Genomic DNA, 25,896 nt, shown 5'->3' on the forward strand with positions numbered 1-25,896 from the left:
GGGTCTTTGTTTTGCCAGCTATGATTATTGTAGGTGTATTATTTATTTATCCATTTTTTTCAAGTATTTTTTATAGTTTTACAAATAAAAACTTGATTATGCCTAATTATAAGTTTGTTGGCTTTGATAACTATGTTGCAGTTTTACAAGATTCTAATTTCTTTAATGCATTCTTTAACTCACTAAAGTGGACGATACTTTCACTTAGTGGACAGGTTCTAGTTGGATTTATTTTAGCTTTATCACTTCATAGAGTGAAGCATTTAAAAAAGTTCTATCGTACATTATTGATTGTACCGTGGGCCTTTCCTACAATAGTCATTGCCTTCTCATGGCAATGGATTTTGAATGGAGTATACGGTTATTTGCCAAATGTTTTAGTAAAACTCGGTTTTATGGAAGTAGCTCCTTCATTTTTAACAGATAGAACATGGGCATTTATTTGTTTGGTATTTATCAATATTTGGTTTGGTGCTCCAATGATTATGGTTAATGTATTGTCAGCATTACAAACTGTACCAGAAGAACAGTTTGAAGCAGCTAGAATTGATGGGGCATCTTCTTGGCAAGTCTTTCGTTATATAACCTTTCCACATATTAAGGTAGTAGTTGGACTATTAGTAGTATTGAGAACCGTTTGGATTTTTAATAATTTTGATATTATTTATCTTATTACGGGCGGAGGACCCTCTAATGCAACAATGACTTTACCTATTTTTGCTTATAATCTAGGTTGGGGAACCAAACTTTTAGGACGAGCATCAGCTGTTACAGTATTGCTATTTATTTTCTTACTAAGTATATGTTTTATTTACTTTAAAGTAATTAGCAAATGGGAGAGAGAGGGAAGATAGAATGCACAAAAAAAATAGCTTATTTTTAGATATTGGTTCTCACCTTATATTGATTACGGCTACAGTAATTGCAATATTTCCTCTTTTGTGGATTATACTTTCATCAATAAAGGGTAAAGGAGAATTAACACAATTTCCAACAAGATTTTTTCCAAAAGAATTTACTTTAGATTATTTTACACATGTTATCAATGATTTGAATTTTTTAGCCAATATAAAAAATAGTTTATTAATTTCTTTAGGTTCGACAGTAGTTGCAACGATTGTTTCTTCAATGGCAGCCTATGGAATAGTACGTTTTTTTCCGAAGTTAGGTGCCATTATGTCAAAACTGCTTGTAACAACTTATATTTTTCCTCCTATTCTTTTAGCAATTCCCTATTCAATTGCAGTTGCAAAGATGGGATTGTCGAACAGTTTGTGGGGACTATCAATGATTTATCTTTCTTTTAGTGTTCCTTATGCAGTATGGCTTTTAGTAGGATTTTTCCAAACGGTGCCTATAGGAATCGAAGAGGCAGCTAGAATTGATGGAGCAAATAAATTTGTTACATTTTATCAAGTAGTTCTTCCAATTGTTGCACCTGGTATAGTTGCAACAGCGATTTATACCTTTATAAATGCATGGAATGAATTTTTGTATGCACTGATTTTAATTAATGATACAAGTAAAATGACTGTTGCCGTTGCGCTTAGATCGTTAAATGGTTCAGAAATTTTAGACTGGGGAGATATGATGGCGGCATCAGTAATTGTTGTATTACCATCAATTATTTTCTTTTCAATTATTCAAAATAAAATTGCTGGTGGCCTATCAGAAGGGGCTACTAAATAAGGAGGTCAATATGGTCAATACGCAAAAAAAGAACTTCATTAGTTCTATTGGGATTGCTTTAATAGCGATAACATTGCTATTAAGTATTCCGCTAACTGTTAGTGCAGTTGATTTTGGTGCAAGTCAATTAATTCAAGATTCAGTATATCACTCTGGAAAAGTTGAGTTAAATAGCCAAGGCATTGATATTACTACGGGTACTCTTGATAAATTCAAATCTGATAGTCAAAGCATAGTTGTAAAGTTCGCATCTAATAAACCTAATGCATTGCAAAGCCTTATAGGAATTTCAAATAGTAGTCGTGGATATAAAAATAATTATTTTTCAATTTTTATGCGAGATAATGGTGAAATAGGTATTGAAGTCCGTGATGCTGGTAAAGGAATAAATTATTTATTTTCTCGCCCAGCTTCTATTTGGGGAGAGCACAAAGGAATAGCTGTTGAAAATACAGTAGTATTTGTTAGTGATGCCACTAATAAAAGCTATAGTATGTTTGTTAATGGAACAAAAATTTTTACAGAATATGTAGATAATTATATCCCGATTTCAAGTATTGAGGGGCAGGATAATATTTCTTTGGGAGGTGTAAATAGAGAAGGAAAATACCATTTTGGAATGGTTGGTACAATAGCAGATTTATCCTTATATAATCGTTCGCTTAGTTATGAGGAAATTAAGGAAATATCACATAATTCTCCTGCGAAACTTATTTTTCAATCTGGTGATACAACTCAAGCTAATTATTTCCGCATACCGGCTCTCTATACTTTGAGTAATGGAACTGTGTTAGCTAGTATTGATGCTCGTTATGGAGGAACTCATGACTCTAAGAGTAAAATAAATATAGCGACATCATATAGTGTTGATAATGGTGAAACGTGGTCAGACCCTATTTTTGCAATGAAGTTTCATGACTATGAAGAGCAATTGGTTGAATGGCCACGTACGGGAAATGCTAAAAATTTACAAATTTCGGGAAGCGCATCATTCATTGATTCAGCAATAGCAGAAGATAAAGCAACAGGTAAAGTCATTTTACTTGCAGATGTGATGCCGGCTGGGATAGGAAATAGAAATGCTGATAAATCTGATTCAGGATACAAAGAAATTTCTGGAAATTATTATTTAAAGTTGAAAAAAGAAGGAGAAAGTAGTTATAATTATACAGTCCGTGAAGATGGAGTCATTTATGATGATAGAACAGGAAATCCGACGCAATATAGTTTAAACGCTAAGTATGAAATTAGCGAAGCTGGTTCTCCATTAATGCAAGAACAGTATTCTGTAAGATTTGAAGGTGAATCTTTACAAGAAGTGAAAAATGGTGTACAGATACCAATGAATATTTTTTATAAAGATAGTTTGTTCAAAGTATCTCCAACCAATTATATCGGGGTATCTACGAGTGATAATAGTGGGCAAACATGGAGTGACTTTAAGTTGTTACCACCGTTTTTAGGAGTTAATCACAATGCGACATACCTAAGTCCTGGGCAAGGTTTGGCGTTAAGTAACAGTAACCGTATTATTTTTGCAACATATACTAGCGGAGAATTGACATATCTTATTACAGAAGATGCAGGGCAAACATGGAAGAAGGTTTCAGCTAAAATTCCCTTTACAAATGCTACAGCAGAAGCTCAAATGGTAGAACTTGGTGAAGGGATTATTAGGACATTCTTTAGAACAACTACCGGTAAAATTGCCTATATGACAAGCTATGATTCCGGAGAAAGTTGGTCTGAGACTTCCTATCTTGATAATATTACGCAGACTAATTATGGTACACAGGTATCTGCTATTAAGTATTCACAGTTAGTTGATGGTAAAGAGGCTATTATTTTGAGTACATCCAATGCTACAGATGGGCGTAAAGGAGGTCAACTAAATGTTGGTTTAGTTAACCCAGAAGATTATTCAATTGATTGGAAATATAGTTATAATGTTGATTTACCCAAATATGGATATGCTTATTCTTCTCTAACAGAACTACCTAATCATAAGATAGGGGTTTTATTCGAAAAATACGATTCATGGTCACGTAGTGAGCTACATTTAACAAATGTTGTACAGTATATTGATTTAGATATAACTGATATTACTAGATAGAAAGAAGATAATTATGATTAAATATGGAGTAGTTGGTACAGGTTATTTTGGTGCAGAATTAGCAAGAGCACTAACAACAAATGAGGGAGCAGAAATTACAGTTGTTTATGACCCTGAAAATGCAATAGCTATTGGTGAAGAATTAGGTGCTCGTGTAGCAAGCTCGCTAGATGAATTGGTATCTAGTGCAGATGTTGATTGTATTATTGTCGCGACTCCTAATAATTTACATAAAGAACCAGTTATTAAAGCAGCACAAAATGGGAAACACGTCTTTTGTGAAAAGCCTATTGCTTTATCCTATCAAGATTGTCGTGAGATGGTTGATACTTGTAAAAAGTGTGGTGTAACCTTTATGGCTGGACATATTATGAATTTCTTCAACGGTGTTCACCACGCTAAAGAATTGATCAATGATGGCGTCATTGGTGATATTCTTTATTGCCATACTGCTCGGAATGGTTGGGAAGAAGAACAAGAAACGATTTCTTGGAAAAAAATTCGTGAAAAATCAGGTGGACATCTTTATCACCATATTCATGAATTAGATTGTGTCCAATTTTTAATGGGTGGTATGCCAGAAACAGTTACAATGACTGGTGGAAATGTTGCACATAAAGGTGAGAATTTTGGTGATGAAGATGATATGATTTTTGTAAACATGGAGTTTTCAGGAAAACGGTTTGCACTTTTAGAATGGGGATCAGCATATCGTTGGGGAGAACATTATGTACTTATCCAAGGAACTAAAGGTGCTATTAAAATTGATATGTTTAATTGCCGAGGCACGCTAAAAGTTAATGGTGAAGAAACCTATTTCTTGGTACATGAAACTCAAGAAGAGGATGATGATCGTACAAGAATTTATCATAGTACTGAAATGGATGGAGCAATTGCTTACGGTAAGCCAGGAAAACGTACTCCTATGTGGTTATCTTCTATTATTGCAAAAGAAATGCAGTATCTACATGGTATTATGGAGGGAAAAACGGTGTCAGAGGAATTTATTAAATTGTTAACAGGTGAGGCTGCTCTAGAAGCCATTGCGACAGCAGATGCGTGTACTTTATCAATTAATGAAGATAGAAAGGTAAAACTTTCAGAAATTGTAAAATAGTTTAATTAGACAGCAGGACTATCTCATAGAAGATATTTCTACTGTCTAAATTATTAGGATATATACAGTACGAGGAGTTAAAAATGATTTACGACCACATCAAAAATCTTGGACTCTACAAAGGTATTCATCCCAATTTGGATAAGGCGTTAACTTACCTTGAGGAAAATGATGTCAGCAAATTGACAGTAGGTACTTATGATATTGATGATAAAAATGCTTTTTTCTTTATTCAAGAAAATATATTGGATGATAGTTTAGAAAATCGTTTTGAATACCACGAAAAGTACCTAGATTGTCACCTTATTATTGAAGGTGAAGAACTCATTCGTTATGGTTCTGGAGAAAAGGTAGAATTGGTTGACTTTGATAAGGACAGAGACATCGGTTTTGTTTCTTGTAAACGAAGCTATGATTTTGACCTTGTTGATGGTTATGCCACTTTGTTCTTTCCTGAAGAACCTCATCGACCAAATCTTTTTAAAGAGCATTTAAGAGCCGTTAAAAAGTGCGTAATTAAGGTTTTAATTGATTAATTGAAAATATAGGAGGTAAAGATGAAAAAAACATCAACGAGCATCATCAAAACGATTTTTGGGCTAGACAATGCCTTTGTGCGTATCTGTGCCCTTATCTTATCTATGATTTGTTTTTGGTTAACGTGATTTTCATCTTAACTTGCTTACCTGTATTTACAATTGGTATGGCCAAACGTAGTCTCTATGTGACCTTAGTTAAGAGGCGCCAAAGCGCGCAATTAGCAGTGGTTAGAACTTATTTGCAGGAGTTTAAAAGTAAAAAAGGATTTATCTTAGGATTAATAGAATTGTTCTTGATTGCCGTATGCTTTCTTGATATTGTCCTCCTTTTAGGTCAAGAAATGCTGGTTGCGCAGCTTATTAAAGTGTTAAGTTTTAGCATCTTGTTCCTTGTGGCCATGACTTTTCTTATAGTTTACCCTTTAGAAACAAGGGTAGAACTACCAATCAAAGAAACCCTTAAACGCTCATTTTTACTGGCTGGCATTCATTTACCAGTAACTCTAATCACGATGACAGTCTTATTGGGTATCCTATTTATTCTTTTCTATTCAGGATTTACCTTATTGATAGGTTTGTCACTCTTGAGTCTAGGAGGATATGCTGGCTTAGTTTATGGGCATCTTTACTTAATTGAAAAAAGGATAACATAATGCCGAAGTGTTTATCATATGATTGAACAGTTCTTGAATAGATATCCTATGATTTAGAAAATTGGAGAAAATAAAATAATGAAAAATCTCGAAAAATATGAGGGCGTCATTCCAGCTTTCTACGCTTGTTATGATGAAGTTGGTGAAATCAGTCCAGAAGGCGTACGTGCTTTGACACAATATTTTATTGATAAAGGTGTTAAGGGACTTTATGTGAATGGTTCTTCCGGGGAATGTATTTATCAAAGTGTTGCGGATCGTAAATTAGTTCTTGAAGAAGTGATGGCAGTGGCGGAAGGGAAATTAACCATTATTGCCCATGTTGCTTGCAATAATACGAAAGATAGTATGGAACTAGCAGCTCATGCAGAAAGTCTTGGAGTTGATGCGATTGCAGCTATTCCACCAATCTATTTCCGCCTACCAGAAGCCTCAGTAGCAAACTATTGGAATGCAATCTCAAGTGCTGCTCCAAATACTGATTTTGTCATTTACAATATTCCACAGTTAGCAGGAATTGCCTTAACTCCAAGTCTTTACCGTGAAATGTTGAAAAATCCACGTGTTATTGGTGTTAAAAATTCATCAATGCCTGTCCAAGATATTGAGACTTTTAATGCTATTGCAGGTGATGGCCATCTTGTGTTCAATGGTCCAGACGAACAATTCTTAGGTGGTCGTTTGATGGGGGCTGCTGGTGGTATTGGTGGTACTTATGGTGTTATGCCTGAACTTTTCTTGAAACTTAATGAGTTAATTGCTGAGAAAGATTTAGAAACTGCTAAAGATCTTCAATACGCTATCAATGCTATTATCGCTAAACTTTGTTCTGGTAAAGGTCATATGTATGCTGTTATCAAAGGTGTTATGGCTATTAATGATGGTCTAAATCTGGGTTCTGTTCGCTTGCCACTTAGCCCGTTAACTGAAGAAGATCAAGTGGTGGTAGAAGAGGCAGCTAGTCTTATTCGTGCGGCTAAGGAACGTTTTTGCTAGGAGGTAGCTATGGTTACTTTAGCGATTGACATTGGGGGAACGGCTGTCAAGTATGGCTTGATTGATGATACTGGTAGCATCATTGAACGTCATGAAACGCCAACTGAAGCTCATTTGGGTGGACCTCACATCTTAGAACTTGTTTGTTCACTCGTTGTATCTTTTAAAGAAAAGGCAGAGCTAAAGGGAGTTGCTATTTCTTCCGCGGGGATGGTTGACCCTGTTAAAGGAGAAATTTTCTACGCAGGTCCTCAAATCCCAAATTATGCGGGAACTCAGTTTAAAAAAGTCATTGAAGAGCGCTTTAATCTTCCTTGTGAAATTGAAAATGATGTAAACTGTGCTGGTCTAGCAGAAAGTATTTCTGGAGCTGGAAAGGGAAGTTCATTATCACTTTGCTTAACAATTGGAACAGGTATCGGAGGCTGTCTCATTCAGGGTGGACAGATTTTCCATGGGTCATCTTATTCAGCCTGTGAAGTTGGCTATATTCCTCTGCCAAATGGAGCTTTTCAAGATATTGCCTCAACGACTGCTCTAGTTAAAACAGTTGCGGAAGCTACAGGTGATGATGTTAGTGATTGGAATGGACGTCGTGTTTTTACAGAAGCTAGATCAGGCAATGACATTTGTCGCTCTGCTATTTCACAACTCGTTAAAAATCTTGCTTTAGGGATTGCTAGTATTTGTTATGTGGTCAATCCTGAGGTGGTTATTTTGGGTGGTGGTATCATGGCTCAAGAAGATTACTTGCGGCCTGAATTAGAGGCAATGCTCAAGGAAGTTTTGGTTTCAAGTATTGCTGAAAAGACACGATTAGCCTTTGCCAGACACCAAAATGATGCAGGTATGTTAGGTGCATATTACCACTTCATGAGTAAATTGGAGGAAAAGTGATGAAGGATACGATGACTTTGCAGGAGATGAAAACCTATAAAGGTCGTGATGAGATTCCTGCAGATTTCGATGAGTTTTGGAATAGTCTTTTGTTAGAAACGTCAGTACCAGACTATGAGTTAACTGAGAAAGACTTTGGTCTCAAATCAGTTGATTGTTATGAGTTGAGATTTCCTTCGCCAAAAGGGTCTACCATTTATTCTAAATGCCTCTTTCCTAAAGGGGTCACCTCTTGTCCTGTAGTCTTTTATTTCCACGGTTATCAAGGTAAAAGCCCCGACTGGACAGAAGGGCTCAAATATACTGCAGAAGGTATGGGAGCGGTCTTTATGGATGTTCCTGGACAAGCAGGGCAGTCACGTGATGTGGGAGATTACTCGGGAATTACGGTTAAAGGGCAAGTGATTCGTGGGATGTTAGACGGTCCTAAAGAGTTATTCTTTGTAGATGTTTATCGCTCAATTGTGAAACTGATTGATATCGTGGCTGATTTTGAATGGGTAGATGAACAACAATTATACAGTTACGGAGCTTCTCAAGGAGGTGCTTTAGCCCTTATTGCGTCAGCTTTGTCACCCAAAATCACAAAAACCGCTAGTATCTATCCGTTTTTATCTGATTTTAAGCGTATCTTAGAATTAGGGTTGACAACGGAGCCTTACGATGAATTTTTCCGATATTTTAAATATTCAGATCCTTTCCATGAAACTGAAAAAGCGGTGCTAGATACTCTATCTTACATGGATGTGAAAAATTTCGCTCATCGTATCACGTGTCCTGTTCTTTTTATAACAGGATTGGAAGATGATATTTGCCCACCATCAACTCAATTTGCCATTTACAATCGATTGACAACAGAGAAATCACACTATATCTTACCAGATTATGGACACGATGCTATGCACGTCAAAGTAAATGATTTGGTCTATGATTTTCTGACGGGAAGTTGTGTTTTAACTTGTTAAAAATAATGACTTATTGTCAACAGTAGTGGGATTTACTCATTCCACTACAGAAATTATAGAGCCAAAATAATGAGGTTGGGATAAAATATCTCAACCTTCTCTTTTTGTATAGTAATAACAGATCACCGCAGTGGTTGATTGGAGGTCTACAACTGGACACCTCTTCATTTTCAAGTGTCCACCTAAAACATCCACTGGATTTTTGTCCCACTCTCATTTTTCTTTTATGACAATACTGGCATTTTTTGCTACAATAACGGCAATAATAAGGTAAGTATCTGTTGGGCTTACTGACGTGAAAAGGAGGTTGCTATGTCAATGTTATTGTCACCAGTTGAACTAGCTGGTCTATCGCTAAAAAATCGTGTGGTCATGCCCCCAATGTGTATGTACGAGGTTAAAGCAGAAGATGGTCTTCCTACTGCTTTTCACCATGCTCACTACGGTGCGCGTGCTATAGGAGGGGTTGGCCTTATCATTCAAGAAGCGACAGCTATTGAACCAGATGGACGTCTAACGAAGCATGATTTAGGGCTTTGGAATGATGACCAAAAGGACGCACTATCAGCATTAGTTGCTGAACTGCATGCTTTTGGAGCTAAAGTGGGTGTTCAGTTGGGGCATGGTGGCCGTAAGTCTGCGGATGCACCAACACCCTATGCTCCAAGTGCCATTCCTTTTGACGATAGCTACAACGCTCCTCAAGAGATGACCCTTGCTGATATCAAACGTATTAAAGCTGCCTTTGTTGCGTCAGCGATTCGTGCCGACCAAGCAGGTTATGACATGATTGAACTTCATGGAGCTCATGGTTACCTCATTAACCAATTTTTAGAACCAATGACAAACCAACGTACGGATGCCTATGGTGGTTCTTTGGAAAATCGCTTCCGCCTCCTAAAAGAAATCGTTGAAGAGATTAGAAAAGTCTTTTCAAAACCTATCTGGGTCCGCCTATCTGTGACATCATACGATGAAGCTGGAAATACACTTGAAGATTACCAACACATTTCGAAGTGGTTAGAAAAGTTAGGGGTTGCAGCGCTGGATATTTCGACAGGAGGTCTCTTACCAATCCGCCCTAATATCCCAATTTACGGTGGATACCAAGCAGGATTTTCAGCAAAAATCAAGGAAGTTGTCACAATTCCAGTTACTGCGGTTGGGCTTCTTAATAGCCCAGAACTCTGTGAGTATATTTTACAAAATGGCCAAGCAGACTTGATTCAAGTTGGACGAGGTCTGATTCGTAATACCAATTGGTTAGCTGATGCAGCAGAAGTGCTTCATGATCATGACTATAAAGTTTATAACAATTCATACAAACGTGGACAAGTCAGATAATTAAAAAATCCTAATACTTACCTTGAAATAGAAGTATTAGGATTTTTTTATGATTTAATAATTGTTCCTTTGAAAATTTGTTCTTTCTTTGCTTTGTTTATTTCTAAGAAGTAGGCGTAGAGAATATCAACTATGACCAGCATTGGAAATTGTGGTGAAATCCGATTACCATAGTCCAAATGGTGCGTAGAGGCGACACGAACAACATCTGTAAAACTTGGTTTATGCTCAAAATTTGCTGTCGTGATGAGAACTGTCTGTGCTCCTTTATCATGAGCTTTTTCAAGACTGGATAACACAGAGTGTGTTTTTCCCGACAGTGAAAATCCAATGACGAGACAGTTTTTAGTCAGACTATTAGTATTCCAAATCATGCTCTCAGTGGTACTAATAGCATCACAAATGAGTCCCAATCTCATGAGTCGAAGCTTTAATTCTTGGGCAACAAGGGCAGAGCTTCCCTTTCCATAAAAGTAAACCCGATCTGCTTTTTCCAACATTTCAGCGATGGCTTGCAGTTGCTCCTCATCAACCAAATCATGGGACTGTTGGATAAGTTCATGGTAATCAAGCATGACACGTTTGGTTAAATCCCAATGAAAAATCTCAAAATCTTTTTTATCTGATTTCTGACTATTGAGGTATTCAAAGACAAATTCACGATAGCCTTTAAAGCCACATTTTTTAGCGAAACGTGTCAAAGTTGCCTGAGAAATATGTAAAGTCTGAGTAATTTGCGTCGTCGCTAAATCGTACTCCGTAAGTTGCTGAGAAATAAAATAATCTGCAATACTACGCTCCAAACTTGTCATACTAGGTAAGTAGGCAGAAATCTTTGTAGTGAGAGAACTTGTCATAGAAAGCCTTTTCAAATATAGGATAAATTAAGTATAACATAAAAAATTTAAAACCCCCAAATTTAGGGTTCTTATATATAGGAAGAAAGCGGTAAATATATTGTTATTATAAGGTTTTTTGGTTATTTTCCCTGATGAAAAAACGTGACCTTTTGTGAAAAAAGTGCTATGATAATTCCTAAGGAGGTGGACTATGAGTCTTGCATCACAAGCTATTTTAGAGGTCGAAGGAAAAATTTCAGATCGTCTAAGAGAGCATGAGGAGGCAATTTCAGCCCTTAGTCACAAGACAGACCAAGATTTAGCAGCTGCGGCAGAAGCTAGTGGCAAAGCGATTTTAGCATATCAAAAAGCTAAAGAGTCTCAGTTGACTGGCGAAATTGCCCAAAAAGAAACGGCATCTCAGCAACAGATTTCAGAAGAAGTTGCGAGATTAACAGATAAGGTTGCTCAGAAAGAAGCTGAGCTTATTGCTAGCATTTTAGAGGAGGTAAAGACGCGGTATGGCGGTATCTAAAATGCAAAAACTTCTCATTCTGACGGATTATCAGACGAGAGGTGAACTTTTAAAATCCGTCCAAGAATTTCAAGCTTTCGAGCCGGCTGCGGTAGAGGATATGCGTTATGGGGACAATACATTGAGTGAGTTAACAACTCAAATACAGTCCCTGGAGACAGAATTAGCTCAAGTAGCGCAGGCTCAGACTTATTTGAAAGCTGTCACCCCTAAAAAAATTTGGAGTGACCGTTTCCATTTAACTGCACAAGCTTTTGCCAAAAAAATGACAGAGGTAAGAGAACGTGACCTTTTAGGACAAGTTCTGGCTCTTCAGCAAAAGGAAACTTTACTACAGAAGCAATTGGCGGATTTGGATGAAAATATCGAGCTTGCCAATAAGTGGAAGACACTTTCCTTTTTGAAAAAAGATCGCAGAGCATTGAAGGCAACTTATGCTATCATAGGGACTTTGCCTGAGGATCCCAATCAAGAAAAGCTAAATCAACTTTTGGCGCGTGACGATTTCTATGTGGAGCGTCTGTTCCAAAATGATTTAGAACAAGGATTGGTGGTTTATGCGGATCGTTCTGCTAAGCATGAGCTCAAGGAGTTTTTGGACACTCTTCACTTTGATCAGTTTGATTTTCCGTTTGGAAAATTACCTGCCGAGCAATTGGAAGATTTCAAGATTGAGCGTTCTGAATTATTAGCTGAACAAAAAGCAGGTGCTACTAAATTAAAGGCTCTCAGTCAAGATTATGCAGATTTGATGTTCTTAGAAGAAGACCTTTACAATCAAAAAGAACGCCTTCGTGCTGAGCAATTATTGGCATCTGGTCAAGAATTGGTTGGTTTATCTGGCTGGGTCAGAGAAGATGATATCTCTCACTTGAAAGAGCTGTTAGCAGAGACTTTGCCGGAAGGCACTTACATCAGTTTGGTTGATAATACTGAGGTTTCTGAACAAGAGATTCCAACGCAATTAGTCAATCATCCGCTTGTTGAACCTTTCGAAGCATTAACTGAGATGTATAGTCTGCCTAAGTATTCTGAGGTTGACCCAACGCCTCTTTTGGCTCCGTTTTATGCGGTATTCTTTGGAATGATGGCTGCTGATGTGGGATATGGTTTATTATTATGGTTCGGAACCTGGTATTTGTTGAATAAGACAAAAGCGTCTAAAAGTGCGAGAAAGAACTATAAACTGTTTCACATTTTATCCTATCCAACTATTTTATGGGGGCTCTTCTTTGGTTCCTTCTTTGGAGTAGAATTACCTTTCCATGTGCTATCAACGACGACAGATGTTATTTCAATTTTAGTATTGTCAGTAGTCTTTGGTTTGGTGCAGTTACTGTTTGGTTTGGCAGTCAATACACAGTTACAACTCAAAGCTAAGGATTACCCTTCTGCGATTTCAGATGGTCTGGGTTGGATTGGATTACTGGTTGGTGTGATTTTATTAGTCCTACAAAACTTTACAGGACAAGCTGTACTGGGAGATATTGCTAAATGGTTAATCATTCTTAACGTGGCTATGATTATCCTTGGAACAGCAGTAGGTAGTAAGAATAAACTACTAGGTATTGGTTCAGGATTGTACAAATTATACGGCGCAACTTCTTATATCGGAGATATTGCTAGCTATACTCGTTTGATGGCCCTCAGTGTGTCTGGAGCAAGTATTGCGGCTTCCTTTAATATGGTGGTTGGTCTATTGCCACCCGTAGCACGCTTTACAGTAGGCATTCCTCTGATTATTGCTTTACAAATGCTCAATATGGGAATGTCCTTCCTAGGTGCATATGTGCATGCTATCCGCTTACAATTTGTAGAATTCTTTGGTAAATTCTACGAAGGTGGTGGTCATGCCTTTAAACCTCTTAAAACTTACGAAAAATATACCGATTTAAAAACAAGAAAAATGGAGAAATAAACTCATGAAAGACTTTTTAGAATTTTTAACTTCTGCAAATGGCGGAACAATGATGGCGGCAGCTGGTATGGCATTCTCAATGATTATGGCTGGTACTGGTTCTGCGAAAGGAACTGGTATGACTGGTGAAGCAGCAGCTGCACTTGCAAAAGAACAACCTGAAAAATTTGGTAAATCATTGGTACTTCAATTGTTGCCAGGTACGCAAGGTTTTTACGGTATGATCATTTCATTGATGATTTTTGGTCAAATGGGCAGCGGTCTTGATTTCCAAACCGGGGCAAAATTATTGGCAGCTGGTTTGACAATGGGATTCACTGGTCTAACTTCAGGTATTGCTCAAGGTCGCGTTGCAACAGCTGGTATTCAAATCTTAGCTAAAAATGAAGAACACTTCATGAAAGGTGCTATCTACGCAGGGATGGTTGAAATGTACGCTATCTTAGGCCTTGTTATTGCCCTCATGATGATTATCTAAGGGTGAGCCTATGACAGAATTACAGGAATTTACGGCTAATATTTTAGCCCGTAAAGAGGAAGAATTGTCGCTTTTATTAGAAAAAGCAACAGCTGATGAGAAGGCAAGACTAGAAGCAGGTTTGATGGCTATTTCTGAAAAAGAAAGAGCAGAAAAAGCAAAGCTAGATAGTAAATTTGCCTTAGAAACGGCAACGGCCTTGCAAGGTATTGACAATAAAAGTCGTAATGCCATTCTTTCAAATCGACAAGAGCAGTTGCGTAGCTTATTTGACAAGGCCTATCAAGCCATGGCAAATTGGGACAGCCAAACTTTTAACAGCTTCTTACAAGGCGTCTTGGAACAGTTGGATAAACGTAAACACTACAGTTTACAGCTAGGTGAACAGAGTCAACATGACTTAAACCTGCCATCTCATGTGAGTTTGAATGCAGAAAATATTCCAAACGAAGCAGGTTTTGTTCTTGAAGCTGATGGTGTGCGTTACAATTACCTTTTCCGTGCCCTTTTAACTGATTTGACCCAAGACATGATGGGACGTTTGTCACGTCAACTTGGATAGCAAGGAGGTTGCTATGCTAGATATTGACTATGCAAGTATCAATACGGCTGTCCGTATTCGTGAAAAGGAATTATTGAGTCGAGATACCTTTGAAAGTCTGCTAAAGGCTAAAGACTTCGTTCAAGCTCAGCAACTGTTGAAATCAACTCAATACCATGATCTTACTGAGGATTTTGAACCACTATTAATGGCAGAGTTGGCTAAAACATCTGAATTTGTGACAGAACAAGTTGAAGATGCCCCAGTAGCTCAGATTTTTTCTCTGATTTATACTTATCATAATCTAAAAGTACTTTTGAAAAATCATTTAGCAGGTTTGGAGTTAACAGATCTCCTCTTACCTATGGGGGGGTATCCTATTGATGAGTTGAGAAATCTAGTCAAGACAGAACAATCTGAAACCTTACCAGAACTCTTGGTACAAGCGGTGCAGGATACCTGTCAAGATTATCGTGAGTATGGACGACTAGAAAGTGTTGATATCCTTCTTGACCGTCGTTACTTCAAACACTTGGTAGCAGTTGCGCGCGAGTTAGATGACTCAGTTATTCTTAACATGGTACAGGCTTGGGTTGACCTTTATAATTTGAATTGTATTTTCCGCTTGCGGGATAAAAAGCTGTCGCGAGCCTTTCTGATAACTGTTTTATCAAATGAAGGTCAACTTAATCAACTAGAACTCATTGGGCTAGCGCAAGCCAATCGGTACGAAGAGATTCTTAACTTGTTGAATGAAACAGCCTATGCTGGTGCTCTAGCAGGTATGATTGATCAAAATGGAAACTTAAATTTATCGCTCGAACTGGCACGTGATCGTGTATCACATGTCTATTTGGATGAGGCTCGCTTTGAAGCCTTTGGCTATTTACCATTATTAGCCTATCACTATTACAAGGAAATGGAAGTCAAAAATCTTCGCCTCATCTTAACAGGCAAGGTAAACCATTTTGACCAAGCTATGCTGAGAGAAAGGATGAGACCGATTTATGACTTATAAGATTGCTGTTGTCGGTGATAAAGACTCGATTCTCCCTTTCAAGATGATTGGCTTTGATATTTTTGATGCGAAAACAAGCCGAGTGGCTCGCCAAACGATTGACCAATTGGCTCAGGATAATTATGGGATTATTTATGTGACAGAAAGTCTGGCTCAAGAAATCCCTGAAACGTTAGAGCGCTACCGCAGTCAGGCAGTGCCTGCAGTTATCCTAATTCCTGATCATAAGGGGAGTTTGGGGCTAGGTATGCAAAATATTCAAGATAATGTTGAAAAAGCCATTGGGCAGAATATTCTCTAGAAGATAAAACACGAAAAGATCTGATGAAAGGAGCTCGTGTGAAAACTGGAACAATTATAAAAGTATCTGGTCCGCTGGTCATGGCTAGTGGCATGGAAGATGCTAATATTCAAGATATTTGTAAGGTCGGAACTATTGGCCTTATTGGTGAAATCATTGAGATGCGTAAAGATGTCGCATCTATTCAGGTTTACGAAGAAACATCAGGAATTGGTCCTGGTGAGCCAGTTGTGACGACTGGTGAAGCTCTCTCAGTAGAGTTAGGACCTGGTATTCTCTCGCAGATGTTTGATGGAATTCAACGTCCTTTAGATACCTACCATGAAGAAACAAACAGTGACTTCCTTTTACGTGGTGTAGAAGTTAAGCCTCTAAGCCGACAAAAAGTATGGCATTTTGCCCCAACAGTTACAGTTGGTGACAAGGTGGTTGCTGGAGATATTGTCGGAACGGTTCAAGAAACCTCTGTTATTGAGCACCGCATTATGGTACCTTTCGGTAAAGAAGGGGTTGTTAAGTCTATCAAAGAAGGTGACTACACCTTAGATGATACGGTTTATGTTCTTGAAACAGCGACTGGCGAAGAAAGCTTTACCTTGATGCAAAAATGGCCAGTTCGTCGTGGTCGTCCATTTGCTCAAAAATTAAATCCAAGAGAACCGATGTTGACTGGTCAACGTGTCATTGACACTTTCTTCCCAGTTGCTAAGGGTGGTGGAGCTGCGGTACCTGGACCATTTGGTGCTGGTAAAACTGTTGTGCAACACCAAGTGGCGAAATGGTCTGACGTGGACATCGTCGTTTACGTTGGTTGTGGGGAACGTGGAAATGAAATGACTGACGTTTTGAATGAGTTCCCAGAATTGATTGACCCAAATACTGGCCAGTCATTGATGAACCGCACCATTTTGATTGCTAATACGTCTAACATGCCCGTAGCGGCACGTGAGGCCTCTATTTATACAGGTATCACCATCGCAGAATACTTCCGTGACATGGGTTACAATGTTGCGATCATGGCTGACTCTACCTCTCGTTGGGCAGAGGCGCTCCGTGAAATGTCGGGGCGTTTGGAAGAAATGCCTGGTGACGAAGGATACCCAGCTTATCTTGGTAGCCGTATTGCAGAATACTATGAGCGTGCGGGTAAAGTCATTTCACTTGGTAGCACAGGGCGTGAAGGGTCTGTTACAGCTATTGGTGCAGTATCACCTCCTGGAGGAGATATTTCTGAGCCTGTTACGCAAAATACGCTTCGTATCGTTAAAGTGTTCTGGGGCTTGGATGCTCTCTTGGCACAAAAACGTCACTTCCCATCAATGAACTGGTTGTCATCTTATTCACTTTATTCAGATGAAATTGGTGAATACCTCAATGAAAAATTGGGAACAAACTGGTCTGAGAAAGTAACGCATGCCATGAAAACTCTTCAAGAAGAGTCAGAATTGGAAGAAATCGTGCGTTTGGTTGGTCTTGATTCCCTATCTGATAAGGACAAGATTACCATGTTGATTGCCCGTATGATCCGTGAGGACTATCTCCAACAAAATGCCTTTGATGAAGTGGATACCTTTACGTCTTATGCAAAACAATCACTCATGCTTGACTTGATTAGTACCTTTGAAAAAGAAGCGCGTAAAGCGTTAGAGCTAGGTGCCTACTACAATGAAATTTTATCAGGGACAGTTGCTTTACGTGACCGTATTGCGCGTGCCAAGTATGTTGCTGAAAAAGACCTCGATCAATTAGAAGCTCTGCTATTGTCAATCCCAGAAGAGCTTAAAGCGATTGTGGCGAAAGGAGGAATGACTGCCAATGATTAAAGAATACAAAACGGTCAGCGAAGTTGTCGGCCCTCTGATGATGGTTGAGGGTGTTGAAGGCATCAAGTTTGATGAGCTAGTTGATATTCAAACCCAAGATGGCTCAACCCGTCGCGGTCAAGTCTTGGAAGTTCAAGAAGACAAGGCTGTTGTGCAGCTCTTTGAAAGTGCCGCAGGAATTAACTTGCGTGATACGAAAGTTCGTTTCCGTGGTAAACCGCTAGAACTTGCGGTGTCAGAAGACATGCTTGGACGTGTCTTTGATGGAATGGGTAAGGTCAAGGATGGTGGTCCAGAGATTTTGGCAGAGCAAAGCCTTGATATCAATGGCCAAGCGATTAACCCAATCCGTCGTGACTACCCAGATGAATTTATCCAAACAGGTATCTCAGCCATTGACCATTTGAACACGCTCGTGCGTGGTCAGAAATTGCCAGTGTTCTCTGGCTCAGGTCTGCCTCATAAGGAATTAGCTGCTCAGATTGCCCGTCAAGCGACTGTACTTAACTCAGATGAGAAATTTGCCGTTGTCTTTGCAGCAATGGGGATTACCTTTGAAGAAGCGGAATACTTCATGGAAGACTTCCGTAAGACAGGTGCCATTGAGCGTTCAGTCATGTTTATCAACTTAGCTAACGACCCAGCGATTGAGCGTATTGCCACACCAAAAATGGCCTTGACGACAGCTGAGTATTTGGCTTATGAAAAAGACATGCACGTCTTGGTTATCATGACAGACATGACCAACTACTGTGAAGCCCTTCGTGAGGTCTCAGCAGCTCGTCGTGAGGTACCAGGTCGTCGTGGTTACCCAGGTTACCTATACACGAACTTGTCAACCCTTTACGAGCGTGCGGGACGTTTGGTTGGTAAAAAAGGGTCTGTGACTCAGATTCCAATCCTGACCATGCCAGAGGATGATATCACCCACCCAATTCCTGACTTGACTGGTTATATTACAGAAGGTCAGATTATCTTGGCGCGTGACTTGTATAATGCTGGTTACAAACCACCAATCAATGTGTTGCCGTCTCTTTCTCGTCTGAAAGATAAAGGAACGGGTGAAGGCAAGACGCGTGCTGACCATGCAGCAACCATGAACCAACTCTTTGCAGCTTATGCCCAAGGGAAGCAGGTTAAAGAATTGGCAGTCGTTCTTGGGGAGTCAGCCCTCTCTGAAACGGATAAATTGTATGTGAAATTCACGACCCGTTTTGAGGAAGAATACATTAACCAAGGCTTCTACACCAATCGTAGCATCATTGACAGTTTGACCCTAGGATGGGAACTCTTGTCAATCTTGCCACGAACAGAGTTGAAACGGATTAAGGATGACATGCTAGACGAATACCTTCCAAAAACGGAGGGCTAGTCCTATGGCAAGACTTAATGTAAAACCGACCCGTATGGAGCTATCAGTCCTTAAAAAACGATTGAAAACCTCTACCCGTGGTCACAAATTACTCAAGGATAAGCAAGATGAACTCATGCGTCGCTTTATTGACTTGATTAAGCAAAATAACCTCTTACGTCAGTCGGTTGAAGAGCGGCTAACGCGTGCGATGCAGGCCTTCGTCCTTGCCAAGTCAACCCTGTCAGAAAGTTTCATTGAGGAATCCTTTGCCTTGCCAACACAGGCTGTCAATTTACAGATTGATCAGAAAAACATCATGTCAGTCGATGTGCCTCAGCTTCACGTCCAGTTACCTGAGAAGACAAGTGAGTTTCAATACGGTTTCTTAAACTCCAATAGTGAGATGGATGATGCCATTGATACCTTCCAAACCATCAGCCAGGATTTGTTAGAATTGACTGAGATTGAGAAAACCTGTCAGCTCTTGGCAGATGAAATTGAAAAAACCCGTCGTCGTGTCAATGCCTTGGAACACATGATTATTCCTCAGCTACAAGAGACGATTGATTATATCCAGATGAAACTGGAAGAAAATGAACGGAGTAACATTATCCGTATGATGAAAGTCAAAGACATCCAGTAAAGAAATATCAGTCTCAAACGTAAGAGAGTGGGGTAAAAATCGTTAAATCGTCAAAAAATGACGATGTCGATTGTCCTCGCTCTCTGTTTTTTTATGCTCAGGCTGAAATTGTCCAGTAGACGATTCGGGCGAACGCAGAAAAATGAAGAAGAGACCATTTCCAAGACCTTCAATTAACCACTGCATGATATTGTCTTTAGTTTATAATTCAAGAGGGCAGAAGGCTTTTTTCAAGCCGCTTTTTCTTTAGTCATTCCTTGCTTAGTACGTTTTCCTAAAAAAAGTAGACGAAAAACAGATTTCAGGTAGGTAGCTAATAGGATAATAAACTATAATTTAGCTATTAAACAACGAAAGAAGGTTTTTTTCAATGCGATCACGCAAACTAAGAAGAATATGTAGAGTTGCCTTGACAGCTGCGCTCTTGTCTGGGATGGCGGTTAGTCAGACAGGAGTGGTGTTGGCGAATGAAAGTGCAGAGACAGCAGAATGGAATAGAATTGTAAGAGAAGATAGTTCTATTCAAAAGTTGATATCTTCTTTTAATGGAAAGACTTTTGAAGAGGAGAAAGCGAAAGAAGTCCTCGGAGAACTTAGTAATGAAGCGGTCAGCTTACTATATCGCAGTCCACAATTTATTTCGGTAGTTGTGGGTGATGGTAATCTTGAATCATTTAAGAAAGCTGTCTTGGAAGAAATCGGTAGACGTTTTCCTGATGTGTTGAAGAAACAATCAGGCCAGCAACCTGAAGAGCTCCAAAAGCAAGTGGAGGGTCAGCAACAGACGATTGAGGGATTGCAAAAAGAGTATCGCGAGTTATTACAAGCCACCGACGAACAGCTTAGGATGGAAGCCGAAAAGCTTAAAATGGTTTTAGAGGAATTGGAACAAGTTAAAGCCGAGAATGAGAAGCTTAAACAAGATTTAGGAGCTAAGGATGGAACAGAGCAAACTAGGGAACTAGAAAACCGCCTTAAAGAAACTGAAAGTAAACTAGAACAAAGTAAGTCAGAACTAGAAGAAGTCAAAAAAGAACTTGCTAAAAAAGAGTCTGAAGTTGATCGGACAAGTAGAGACTTAGAAACTCTTCGCAAGGAGAAAACAGACTTAGATCATACAAACCAGAAATTAGAATCTCAGACAAAGAAATTAGAACAGAGACTAGAAAAGTCTGCTGAAGATAGACAAAGCTTGCAAGAACAGAAAGAGAAAGCTTTGAGTGAAGCTGAAGCCCTTAAAAAAGAAAAAGAAGACATCGAGGCTGAAAGGAACGCTCAAAAACGTGCGATGGAAATCTTGGAACGCCAGAAAGCTGAGTTGGAAAAAACTTTACAACAACCTAATGAGGAAGTCAAAGCTGAAAACTTAGAGCTCAAGAAAGAAAAAGACCGCCTAAGTGCAGAACTTGAGAAAGAAAAGGCAAAACAAGCCGAGCTGAGCACACAACTAACCGAGAGTCAGAAAAAACTCAGCGAGAAATCAGCAGAAGTAGATGCCTTGAAACAAAAAGAGCAAGCCCTATTAACTGAAAAAGCTGATTTGGAAACTAAGAAAGTTCAGTTAGAGGCTGATAAAGCTAAGCTAGAAGGCACAGTGAAGTCACTTGAAGAACAGTTAGCTAAACAACCTCAGCCAAAAGACCAACTGCCTAAAGAAGATCAGCAAAAACTTAAGGACTTGCAGAAACAACTAACAGACTTAGAGGGTCAAAACAAGGAATTGATGACGCAAAAGTCTAATTTGGAAAAACAACTGCAATCTAAAGATGACGAAATTGCTAAGCAAAAAGCAGATAAAGCAGACTTAGAACGTCGCTTGTCCGAAAACCAAGGCAAATTAAAGGACTTGCAGTCAGAGCGTGATCAATTAGAGAAATCGCTTCAAGATTCCCAAGATGCTGTAAAACAATTAGAAGAAAAACTGTCTGAGTTAACCAAGAAAAATCTTGACCTCAAGAAGAGCTTATCAGAGGCGCAAGCCAATGGACAAGAGCTACAAGCTGAAAAAGACCGATTGACTAAAGAACTAGAAAAATCAGAAGCTCTAGTTGCTGAGTTGAAAGCAAAAATTGCTGAGTTGAAAAAACCAAGTGATATGATGGAGCAACCTAAAGCTGAGCAACCGCAAGTACCAAAATCTGAAGGTGAAAAACCAAAAGAAAAAGAAGAGCAAATTAAACCAATCTTGCCTGTCGAGCCTGAAAAACAACCTGAGTCAGACGAGAAAAAGACTGATAAAGTTGATCCTTTAATCAATGATGATAAACCACGTTTTGAGCCTAATAAAGATGTGCCAAAACCTAAGAAAAACACAAATACGATCACTCCTACCACCAAATCAAGCGACAAGCAACGCGTGGCTAAGCCAGTTGCTCAAGCAGCACCAGCAGCTAAAACAGCAGAAAAAGAGCAGAAGAAACAGTTACCAAACACCGGTACTGCTTCAACTGACCTTCTGCAATACCTTGGTTTGTTGACTGGATTCACAGGACTCTTTGCTTATTCAAGAAAAAGAAAAAAGCAAAACGCAAACCTTGAACAATAGGTGATAAAGACAATAAAACCGAGCTGGGAACAGCTCGGTTTTATTATCAGATTCTTCGATAAATACTGTTAAATGACAAAAGATGACAAAAATCAATTTCCCACCCTTCTTGTTAAATAAAATAAAAAAAGACTGCGTCCTGTGTAATACAGAATACAGTCCTTAGCCTCAATTAATTATTAAACTTTTTTGGGTAGTACATCGCTGTTTTTTAGTTGCTAATTTTTCTGTTAGATTCTGCGATAAATACTAGAACGATGTCCAACATGCAGATTAGTTATTACAAAATCATTATTTTCAATTTTTGCAATAACACGATAATTTGAAACTCGGAAACGAACGTAGCCTGCCAGTCGTCCTGACAGTTGCTTACCAGGAACTGTTGGAAAGTCCACATCATGAAGATGCTTCTCTATCCAAGTGTGTGTAAGTAGGCGTAGCCGAAAAAATTACCGGCAAGAGAAACGTTGATCCTATCAACATATCACGGAACGTGATATCAGTTTCCCTTATGCTCTTTTCTAACACAACACACCCTAGAAGGCATTAGCTATAGTAGTGTGTGTTTGTGTGTGGAAAACTGCAAAAGTGTGTAATACAGAATTCATGATGTTAAATATCAGAAAATTTAAAAGCTTTCAACGAAAAATCAACACAAATTTCAAAATTTTTCAAAAAACCTTGTGAAACTATTTACAAAGTTAAAATATATGCTATAATGAAATTACACTATAAATGTGAAAAAAATAACAATGTTTTTTAAGGAGACAACATGGCGGAAAAAACAGTAACCCCAGAAGAAAAGTTAGCAGCAGCTCAAGCACACGTTGATGGTCTTGTTCAAAAAGGTCTCGAAGCTCTTGAAGAGTTCCGTAAACTGAATCAAGAACAAGTGGACTACATTGTTGCCAAAGCTTCAGTAGCAGCCTTGGATGCTCATGGTATCCTTGCAGAACATGCCGTTCGTGAAACAGGGCGTGGTGTTTTTGAAGACAAAGCAACGAAAAACTTATTTGCATGTGAACATGTTGTAAACAATATGCGTCATCAAAAAACAGTTGGCATTATTGAAGAGGATGACGTGACAGGTTTAACATTGATTGCAGAACCTGTAGGAGTTGTATGTGGTATCACGCCAACAACTAACCCAACATCAACTGCGATTTTTAAATCATTGATTGCATTGAAAACTCGTAATCCAATTGTTTTTGCTTTCCACCCATCAGCGCAAGAATCATCAGCTCATGCAGCACAGATTGTACGCGACGCAGCAATTGCAGCAGGAGCTCCAGAAAACTGTGTGCAATGGATTGAAAAACCCTCTCTTGAAGCAACAAATGCTTTGATGAATCATGATGGCATTGCAACAATCCTTGCAACCGGTGGTAATGCGATGGTTAAGGCGGCTTATTCATGTGGTAAACCTGCACTTGGGGTAGGAGCTGGTAATGTTCCTGCTTATGTTGAAAAATCAGCTAACATCCGTCAAGCAGCTCATGATATTGTGATGTCTAAGTCATTTGATAACGGTATGGTTTGTGCTTCTGAACAAGCAGTTATCATTGATAAAGAAGTTTATGATGAGTTTATAGCAGAGTTCAAATCTTATCACACTTATTTTGTCAATAAAAAAGAAAAGGCTCTTCTTGAAGAATTTTGCTTTGGTGTCAAAGCTAAAAGTAAAAACTGTGCCGGAGCTAAATTAAATCCAGATATCGTTGGTAAGCCAGCAACTTGGATTGCAGAACAAGCAGGTTTCACCGTTCCAGAAGGAACAAATATTTTAGCAGCAGAATGTGCTGAAGTGGGTGAAAAAGAGCCATTGACTCGTGAAAAATTGTCACCAGTTATTGCAGTATTGAAAGCTGAATCAACAGAAGATGGTCTTGAAAAAGCACGTCAAATGGTTGAATTCCACGGTCTTGGTCACTCAGCAGCTATTCATACAAATGATGAAGCTCTTGCTAAAGAATTCGGAACACGTGTTCGTGCCATTCGTGTGATTTGGAACTCTCCGTCTACTTTTGGTGGTATTGGTGATGTTTACAATGCCTTCTTGCCATCCTTGACATTAGGCTGTGGATCATACGGCCGCAACTCAGTTGGTGACAACGTTAGTGCTGTCAATCTCTTGAATATCAAAAAAGTAGGAAGACGTAGAAATAATATGCAATGGTTTAAAGTTCCTTCAAAAACATACTTCGAACGTGACTCTATCCAATACCTTCAAAAATGTCGTGATGTTGAACGTGTGATGATTGTCACAGACAAATCAATGGTTGAATTTGGATTCTTAGACCGTATCCTTGAACAATTGCATCTTCGCCGCAATCATGTAACGTATCAAATCTTTGCAGAGGTTGAGCCAGATCCAGATATTACGACTGTTATGAAAGGTACTGAATTGATGCGTCAATTTAAACCAGATACAGTTATTGCCCTAGGTGGTGGTTCGCCAATGGACGCAGCGAAAGTAATGTGGCTCTTCTATGAACAACCAGAAGTTGACTTCCATGACTTAGTTCAAAAATTCATGGACATCCGTAAACGTGCCTTCAAATTCCCTGAACTTGGTAAGAAAACAAAATTCATTGCCATCCCAACAACGTCTGGTACTGGTTCAGAAGTAACACCATTTGCTGTTATTTCGGATAAGGCCAATAATCGTAAATACCCAATTGCCGATTACTCATTGACACCAACAATTGCGATTGTTGACCCAGCGCTTGTTATGACGGTTCCTGATTTTGTTGCTGCTGATACAGGTATGGATGTCTTGACACATGCGACAGAAGCTTATGTATCACAAATGGCCAATGACTTTACAGACGGTTTGGCACTTCAAGCAATTAAGATTGTATTTGAATACCTAGAAAGCTCTGTTAAGAATGCTGATTTTGAATCTCGTGAGAAAATGCATAATGCTTCAACTATGGCTGGTATGGCTTTTGCTAACGCATTTTTAGGTATTTCACACTCAATGGCACATAAAATTGGTGCTCGTTTCCACACGGTTCATGGTCGTACAAATGCTATTTTGTTACCATATGTTATTCGATACAATGGTACACGTCCTGCCAAAACTGCAACATGGCCTAAATATAATTACTACCGTGCTGATGAAAAATATCAAGATATTGCAAGAATGTTAGGCTTGCCAGCGTCTACACCAGAAGAAGCAGTTGCTTCTTATGCAAAAGCGGTATATGATCTTGGTTGTCGCCTTGGTATTAAAATGAACTTGCGTGATCAAGGAATTGATGAAAAAGAATTGAAGGAATATTCTCGTGAACTTGCTCTACTTGCTTATGAAGATCAATGTTCACCAGCAAACCCACGCCTTCCAATGGTTGATCATATGCAAGAAATTATTGAAGATGCTTACTATGGTTACGAAGAACGTCCAGGTCGTTTAAAATAGTATTATCAGAGAACTTTAGAAGAGAATGCTGTCATTGAAGAGCTTTCTCTTCTTTTTTTGCATCAGGTCGATAATGTTAAATCTTCGGTGATGTTATGCTCAAAGGCTGTCCATATTTCAAAAATTAATATAATAATCACAATAAAACTAATGAGATATCATCTGGC

The 25,896-nt window shown here is 38.9% G+C and carries 24 protein-coding genes; 21 read left to right on the top strand and 3 right to left on the bottom strand.

All coding sequences use genetic code 11. The annotated features are described in order from the left end of the window. The first annotated feature begins 20 nt into the window (after positions 1–20). From ACFPQ3_RS07875 to ACFPQ3_RS07920, 10 genes are all read left to right on the top strand, one after another. Entirely contained in the window at positions 21–854 is an 834-nt protein-coding gene (locus ACFPQ3_RS07875) for a carbohydrate ABC transporter permease (RefSeq protein ID WP_156806221.1), read from the top strand. A 1-nt stretch (position 855) separates the two neighbouring features. Then, positions 856–1,689 carry a carbohydrate ABC transporter permease gene (locus tag ACFPQ3_RS07880; protein ID WP_156806191.1) on the top strand — a complete coding sequence of 278 codons (834 nt, stop codon included), beginning with the start codon at positions 856–858 and terminating at the stop codon, positions 1,687–1,689. Positions 1,690–1,699: 10 nt separating this feature from the next. Further along, positions 1,700–3,802, top strand: coding sequence for a sialidase family protein (locus ACFPQ3_RS07885; RefSeq protein ID WP_156806190.1), 2,103 nt, complete (start codon positions 1,700–1,702; stop codon positions 3,800–3,802). A 13-nt stretch (positions 3,803–3,815) separates the two neighbouring features. After that, positions 3,816–4,919: a Gfo/Idh/MocA family protein gene (locus ACFPQ3_RS07890; RefSeq protein ID WP_156806189.1), complete on the top strand. Its 1,104-nt coding sequence runs from the start codon at positions 3,816–3,818 to the stop codon at positions 4,917–4,919. 83 nt (positions 4,920–5,002) lie between these two features. Further along, positions 5,003–5,455, top strand: coding sequence for a NanQ anomerase/TabA/YiaL family protein (locus ACFPQ3_RS07895; RefSeq protein ID WP_156806188.1), 453 nt, complete (start codon positions 5,003–5,005; stop codon positions 5,453–5,455). Positions 5,456–5,580: 125 nt separating this feature from the next. Then, a complete protein-coding gene (locus tag ACFPQ3_RS07900; protein ID WP_380434015.1) occupies positions 5,581–6,111 on the top strand; it encodes a DUF624 domain-containing protein in 531 nt (176 codons plus the stop codon). 78 nt (positions 6,112–6,189) lie between these two features. Then, the gene (locus ACFPQ3_RS07905; RefSeq protein WP_156806186.1) at positions 6,190–7,107 is read left to right on the top strand and encodes a dihydrodipicolinate synthase family protein; all 918 of its coding nucleotides are present in this window, start codon (positions 6,190–6,192) and stop codon (positions 7,105–7,107) included. Positions 7,108–7,116: 9 nt separating this feature from the next. After that, positions 7,117–8,004, top strand: coding sequence for an ROK family protein (locus ACFPQ3_RS07910; RefSeq protein ID WP_156806185.1), 888 nt, complete (start codon positions 7,117–7,119; stop codon positions 8,002–8,004). Next, on the top strand, positions 8,004–8,969 hold the full coding sequence (locus ACFPQ3_RS07915; RefSeq protein WP_156806184.1) for an acetylxylan esterase: 966 nt from the start codon (positions 8,004–8,006) through the stop codon (positions 8,967–8,969). Before ACFPQ3_RS07910 ends, ACFPQ3_RS07915 begins: the two co-directional genes overlap by 1 nt. A 312-nt stretch (positions 8,970–9,281) precedes the next feature. Continuing rightward, the gene (locus ACFPQ3_RS07920; RefSeq protein ID WP_156806183.1) at positions 9,282–10,313 is read left to right on the top strand and encodes an NADH:flavin oxidoreductase/NADH oxidase; all 1,032 of its coding nucleotides are present in this window, start codon (positions 9,282–9,284) and stop codon (positions 10,311–10,313) included. A gap of 47 nt (positions 10,314–10,360) precedes the next feature. Here ACFPQ3_RS07920 and ACFPQ3_RS07925 read toward each other — a convergent pair whose 3' ends face one another. Then, positions 10,361–11,170: a MurR/RpiR family transcriptional regulator gene (locus ACFPQ3_RS07925; protein ID WP_156806182.1), complete on the bottom strand. Its 810-nt coding sequence runs from the start codon at positions 11,168–11,170 to the stop codon at positions 10,361–10,363. Between the two features lie 193 nt (positions 11,171–11,363). Between ACFPQ3_RS07925 and ACFPQ3_RS07930 the strand changes: the two genes are divergently transcribed. The 9 genes from ACFPQ3_RS07930 to ACFPQ3_RS07970 are packed head-to-tail and all read left to right on the top strand — an operon-like array spanning position 11,364 to position 19,763. After that, complete coding sequence (locus tag ACFPQ3_RS07930) at positions 11,364–11,687, top strand: hypothetical protein (protein ID WP_156806181.1); 324 nt, start codon at positions 11,364–11,366, stop codon at positions 11,685–11,687. After that, positions 11,674–13,605 (top strand): V-type ATP synthase subunit I, encoded by a 1,932-nt coding sequence (locus ACFPQ3_RS07935; protein WP_156806180.1) that lies wholly within the window; start codon positions 11,674–11,676, stop codon positions 13,603–13,605. The genes ACFPQ3_RS07930 and ACFPQ3_RS07935 overlap by 14 nt, the downstream gene beginning before the upstream one ends. A gap of 4 nt (positions 13,606–13,609) precedes the next feature. Further along, entirely contained in the window at positions 13,610–14,083 is a 474-nt protein-coding gene (locus ACFPQ3_RS07940; protein ID WP_156806179.1) for a V-type ATP synthase subunit K, read from the top strand. 10 nt (positions 14,084–14,093) lie between these two features. After that, complete coding sequence (locus ACFPQ3_RS07945; protein ID WP_156806178.1) at positions 14,094–14,645, top strand: hypothetical protein; 552 nt, start codon at positions 14,094–14,096, stop codon at positions 14,643–14,645. Positions 14,646–14,658: 13 nt separating this feature from the next. Continuing rightward, entirely contained in the window at positions 14,659–15,642 is a 984-nt protein-coding gene (locus ACFPQ3_RS07950) for a V-type ATPase subunit (protein WP_156806177.1), read from the top strand. Continuing rightward, positions 15,632–15,943, top strand: a complete 312-nt coding sequence (locus tag ACFPQ3_RS07955) for a V-type ATP synthase subunit F (protein ID WP_156806176.1) — start codon at positions 15,632–15,634, stop codon at positions 15,941–15,943. Before ACFPQ3_RS07950 ends, ACFPQ3_RS07955 begins: the two co-directional genes overlap by 11 nt. 38 nt (positions 15,944–15,981) lie before the next feature. Continuing rightward, positions 15,982–17,766, top strand: a complete 1,785-nt coding sequence (locus ACFPQ3_RS07960) for a V-type ATP synthase subunit A (protein WP_156806175.1) — start codon at positions 15,982–15,984, stop codon at positions 17,764–17,766. Further along, complete coding sequence (locus tag ACFPQ3_RS07965; RefSeq protein ID WP_156806174.1) at positions 17,753–19,138, top strand: V-type ATP synthase subunit B; 1,386 nt, start codon at positions 17,753–17,755, stop codon at positions 19,136–19,138. Before ACFPQ3_RS07960 ends, ACFPQ3_RS07965 begins: the two co-directional genes overlap by 14 nt. A gap of 4 nt (positions 19,139–19,142) precedes the next feature. After that, positions 19,143–19,763, top strand: a complete 621-nt coding sequence (locus tag ACFPQ3_RS07970) for a V-type ATP synthase subunit D (protein WP_156806173.1) — start codon at positions 19,143–19,145, stop codon at positions 19,761–19,763. A 42-nt stretch (positions 19,764–19,805) separates the two neighbouring features. Here ACFPQ3_RS07970 and ACFPQ3_RS07975 read toward each other — a convergent pair whose 3' ends face one another. Then, a complete protein-coding gene (locus ACFPQ3_RS07975) occupies positions 19,806–19,949 on the bottom strand; it encodes a hypothetical protein (RefSeq protein ID WP_156806172.1) in 144 nt (47 codons plus the stop codon). Positions 19,950–20,133: 184 nt separating this feature from the next. Here ACFPQ3_RS07975 and ACFPQ3_RS07980 point away from each other — a divergent pair, with 184 nt between their 5' ends. Beyond that, a complete protein-coding gene (locus tag ACFPQ3_RS07980) occupies positions 20,134–22,308 on the top strand; it encodes an LPXTG cell wall anchor domain-containing protein (protein WP_156806171.1) in 2,175 nt (724 codons plus the stop codon). A 230-nt stretch (positions 22,309–22,538) separates the two neighbouring features. Here the strand turns inward: ACFPQ3_RS07980 and ACFPQ3_RS07985 are convergent, their stop codons facing one another. After that, the gene (locus ACFPQ3_RS07985) at positions 22,539–22,724 is read right to left on the bottom strand and encodes a type II toxin-antitoxin system RelE family toxin (protein ID WP_156806170.1); all 186 of its coding nucleotides are present in this window, start codon (positions 22,722–22,724) and stop codon (positions 22,539–22,541) included. A gap of 356 nt (positions 22,725–23,080) precedes the next feature. Here ACFPQ3_RS07985 and adhE point away from each other — a divergent pair, with 356 nt between their 5' ends. Then, the gene (gene adhE / locus ACFPQ3_RS07990; RefSeq protein WP_156806169.1) at positions 23,081–25,729 is read left to right on the top strand and encodes a bifunctional acetaldehyde-CoA/alcohol dehydrogenase; all 2,649 of its coding nucleotides are present in this window, start codon (positions 23,081–23,083) and stop codon (positions 25,727–25,729) included. Positions 25,730–25,896: the final 167 nt, after the last annotated feature.

This window comes from Streptococcus caledonicus (assembly GCF_042656225.1).
GTDB classification, from domain to species: domain Bacteria; phylum Bacillota; class Bacilli; order Lactobacillales; family Streptococcaceae; genus Streptococcus; species Streptococcus caledonicus.

Coding starts and splice junctions, on each gene's coding strand:
- ACFPQ3_RS07940 (WP_156806179.1), top strand. CDS start 13,610: ATGAAAGACTTTTTAGAATTTTTAACTTCTGCAAATGGCGGAACAATG.
- ACFPQ3_RS07895 (WP_156806188.1), top strand. CDS start 5,003: ATGATTTACGACCACATCAAAAATCTTGGACTCTACAAAGGTATTCAT.
- ACFPQ3_RS07910 (WP_156806185.1), top strand. CDS start 7,117: ATGGTTACTTTAGCGATTGACATTGGGGGAACGGCTGTCAAGTATGGC.
- ACFPQ3_RS07925 (WP_156806182.1), bottom strand. CDS start 11,170: ATGACAAGTTCTCTCACTACAAAGATTTCTGCCTACTTACCTAGTATG.
- ACFPQ3_RS07935 (WP_156806180.1), top strand. CDS start 11,674: ATGGCGGTATCTAAAATGCAAAAACTTCTCATTCTGACGGATTATCAG.
- ACFPQ3_RS07970 (WP_156806173.1), top strand. CDS start 19,143: ATGGCAAGACTTAATGTAAAACCGACCCGTATGGAGCTATCAGTCCTT.
- ACFPQ3_RS07950 (WP_156806177.1), top strand. CDS start 14,659: ATGCTAGATATTGACTATGCAAGTATCAATACGGCTGTCCGTATTCGT.
- ACFPQ3_RS07930 (WP_156806181.1), top strand. CDS start 11,364: ATGAGTCTTGCATCACAAGCTATTTTAGAGGTCGAAGGAAAAATTTCA.
- ACFPQ3_RS07875 (WP_156806221.1), top strand. CDS start 21: ATGATTATTGTAGGTGTATTATTTATTTATCCATTTTTTTCAAGTATT.
- ACFPQ3_RS07975 (WP_156806172.1), bottom strand. CDS start 19,949: ATGCAGTGGTTAATTGAAGGTCTTGGAAATGGTCTCTTCTTCATTTTT.
- ACFPQ3_RS07890 (WP_156806189.1), top strand. CDS start 3,816: ATGATTAAATATGGAGTAGTTGGTACAGGTTATTTTGGTGCAGAATTA.
- ACFPQ3_RS07915 (WP_156806184.1), top strand. CDS start 8,004: ATGAAGGATACGATGACTTTGCAGGAGATGAAAACCTATAAAGGTCGT.
- ACFPQ3_RS07880 (WP_156806191.1), top strand. CDS start 856: ATGCACAAAAAAAATAGCTTATTTTTAGATATTGGTTCTCACCTTATA.
- ACFPQ3_RS07905 (WP_156806186.1), top strand. CDS start 6,190: ATGAAAAATCTCGAAAAATATGAGGGCGTCATTCCAGCTTTCTACGCT.
- ACFPQ3_RS07980 (WP_156806171.1), top strand. CDS start 20,134: ATGCGATCACGCAAACTAAGAAGAATATGTAGAGTTGCCTTGACAGCT.
- ACFPQ3_RS07920 (WP_156806183.1), top strand. CDS start 9,282: ATGTCAATGTTATTGTCACCAGTTGAACTAGCTGGTCTATCGCTAAAA.
- ACFPQ3_RS07885 (WP_156806190.1), top strand. CDS start 1,700: ATGGTCAATACGCAAAAAAAGAACTTCATTAGTTCTATTGGGATTGCT.
- ACFPQ3_RS07945 (WP_156806178.1), top strand. CDS start 14,094: ATGACAGAATTACAGGAATTTACGGCTAATATTTTAGCCCGTAAAGAG.
- adhE (WP_156806169.1), top strand. CDS start 23,081: ATGGCGGAAAAAACAGTAACCCCAGAAGAAAAGTTAGCAGCAGCTCAA.
- ACFPQ3_RS07955 (WP_156806176.1), top strand. CDS start 15,632: ATGACTTATAAGATTGCTGTTGTCGGTGATAAAGACTCGATTCTCCCT.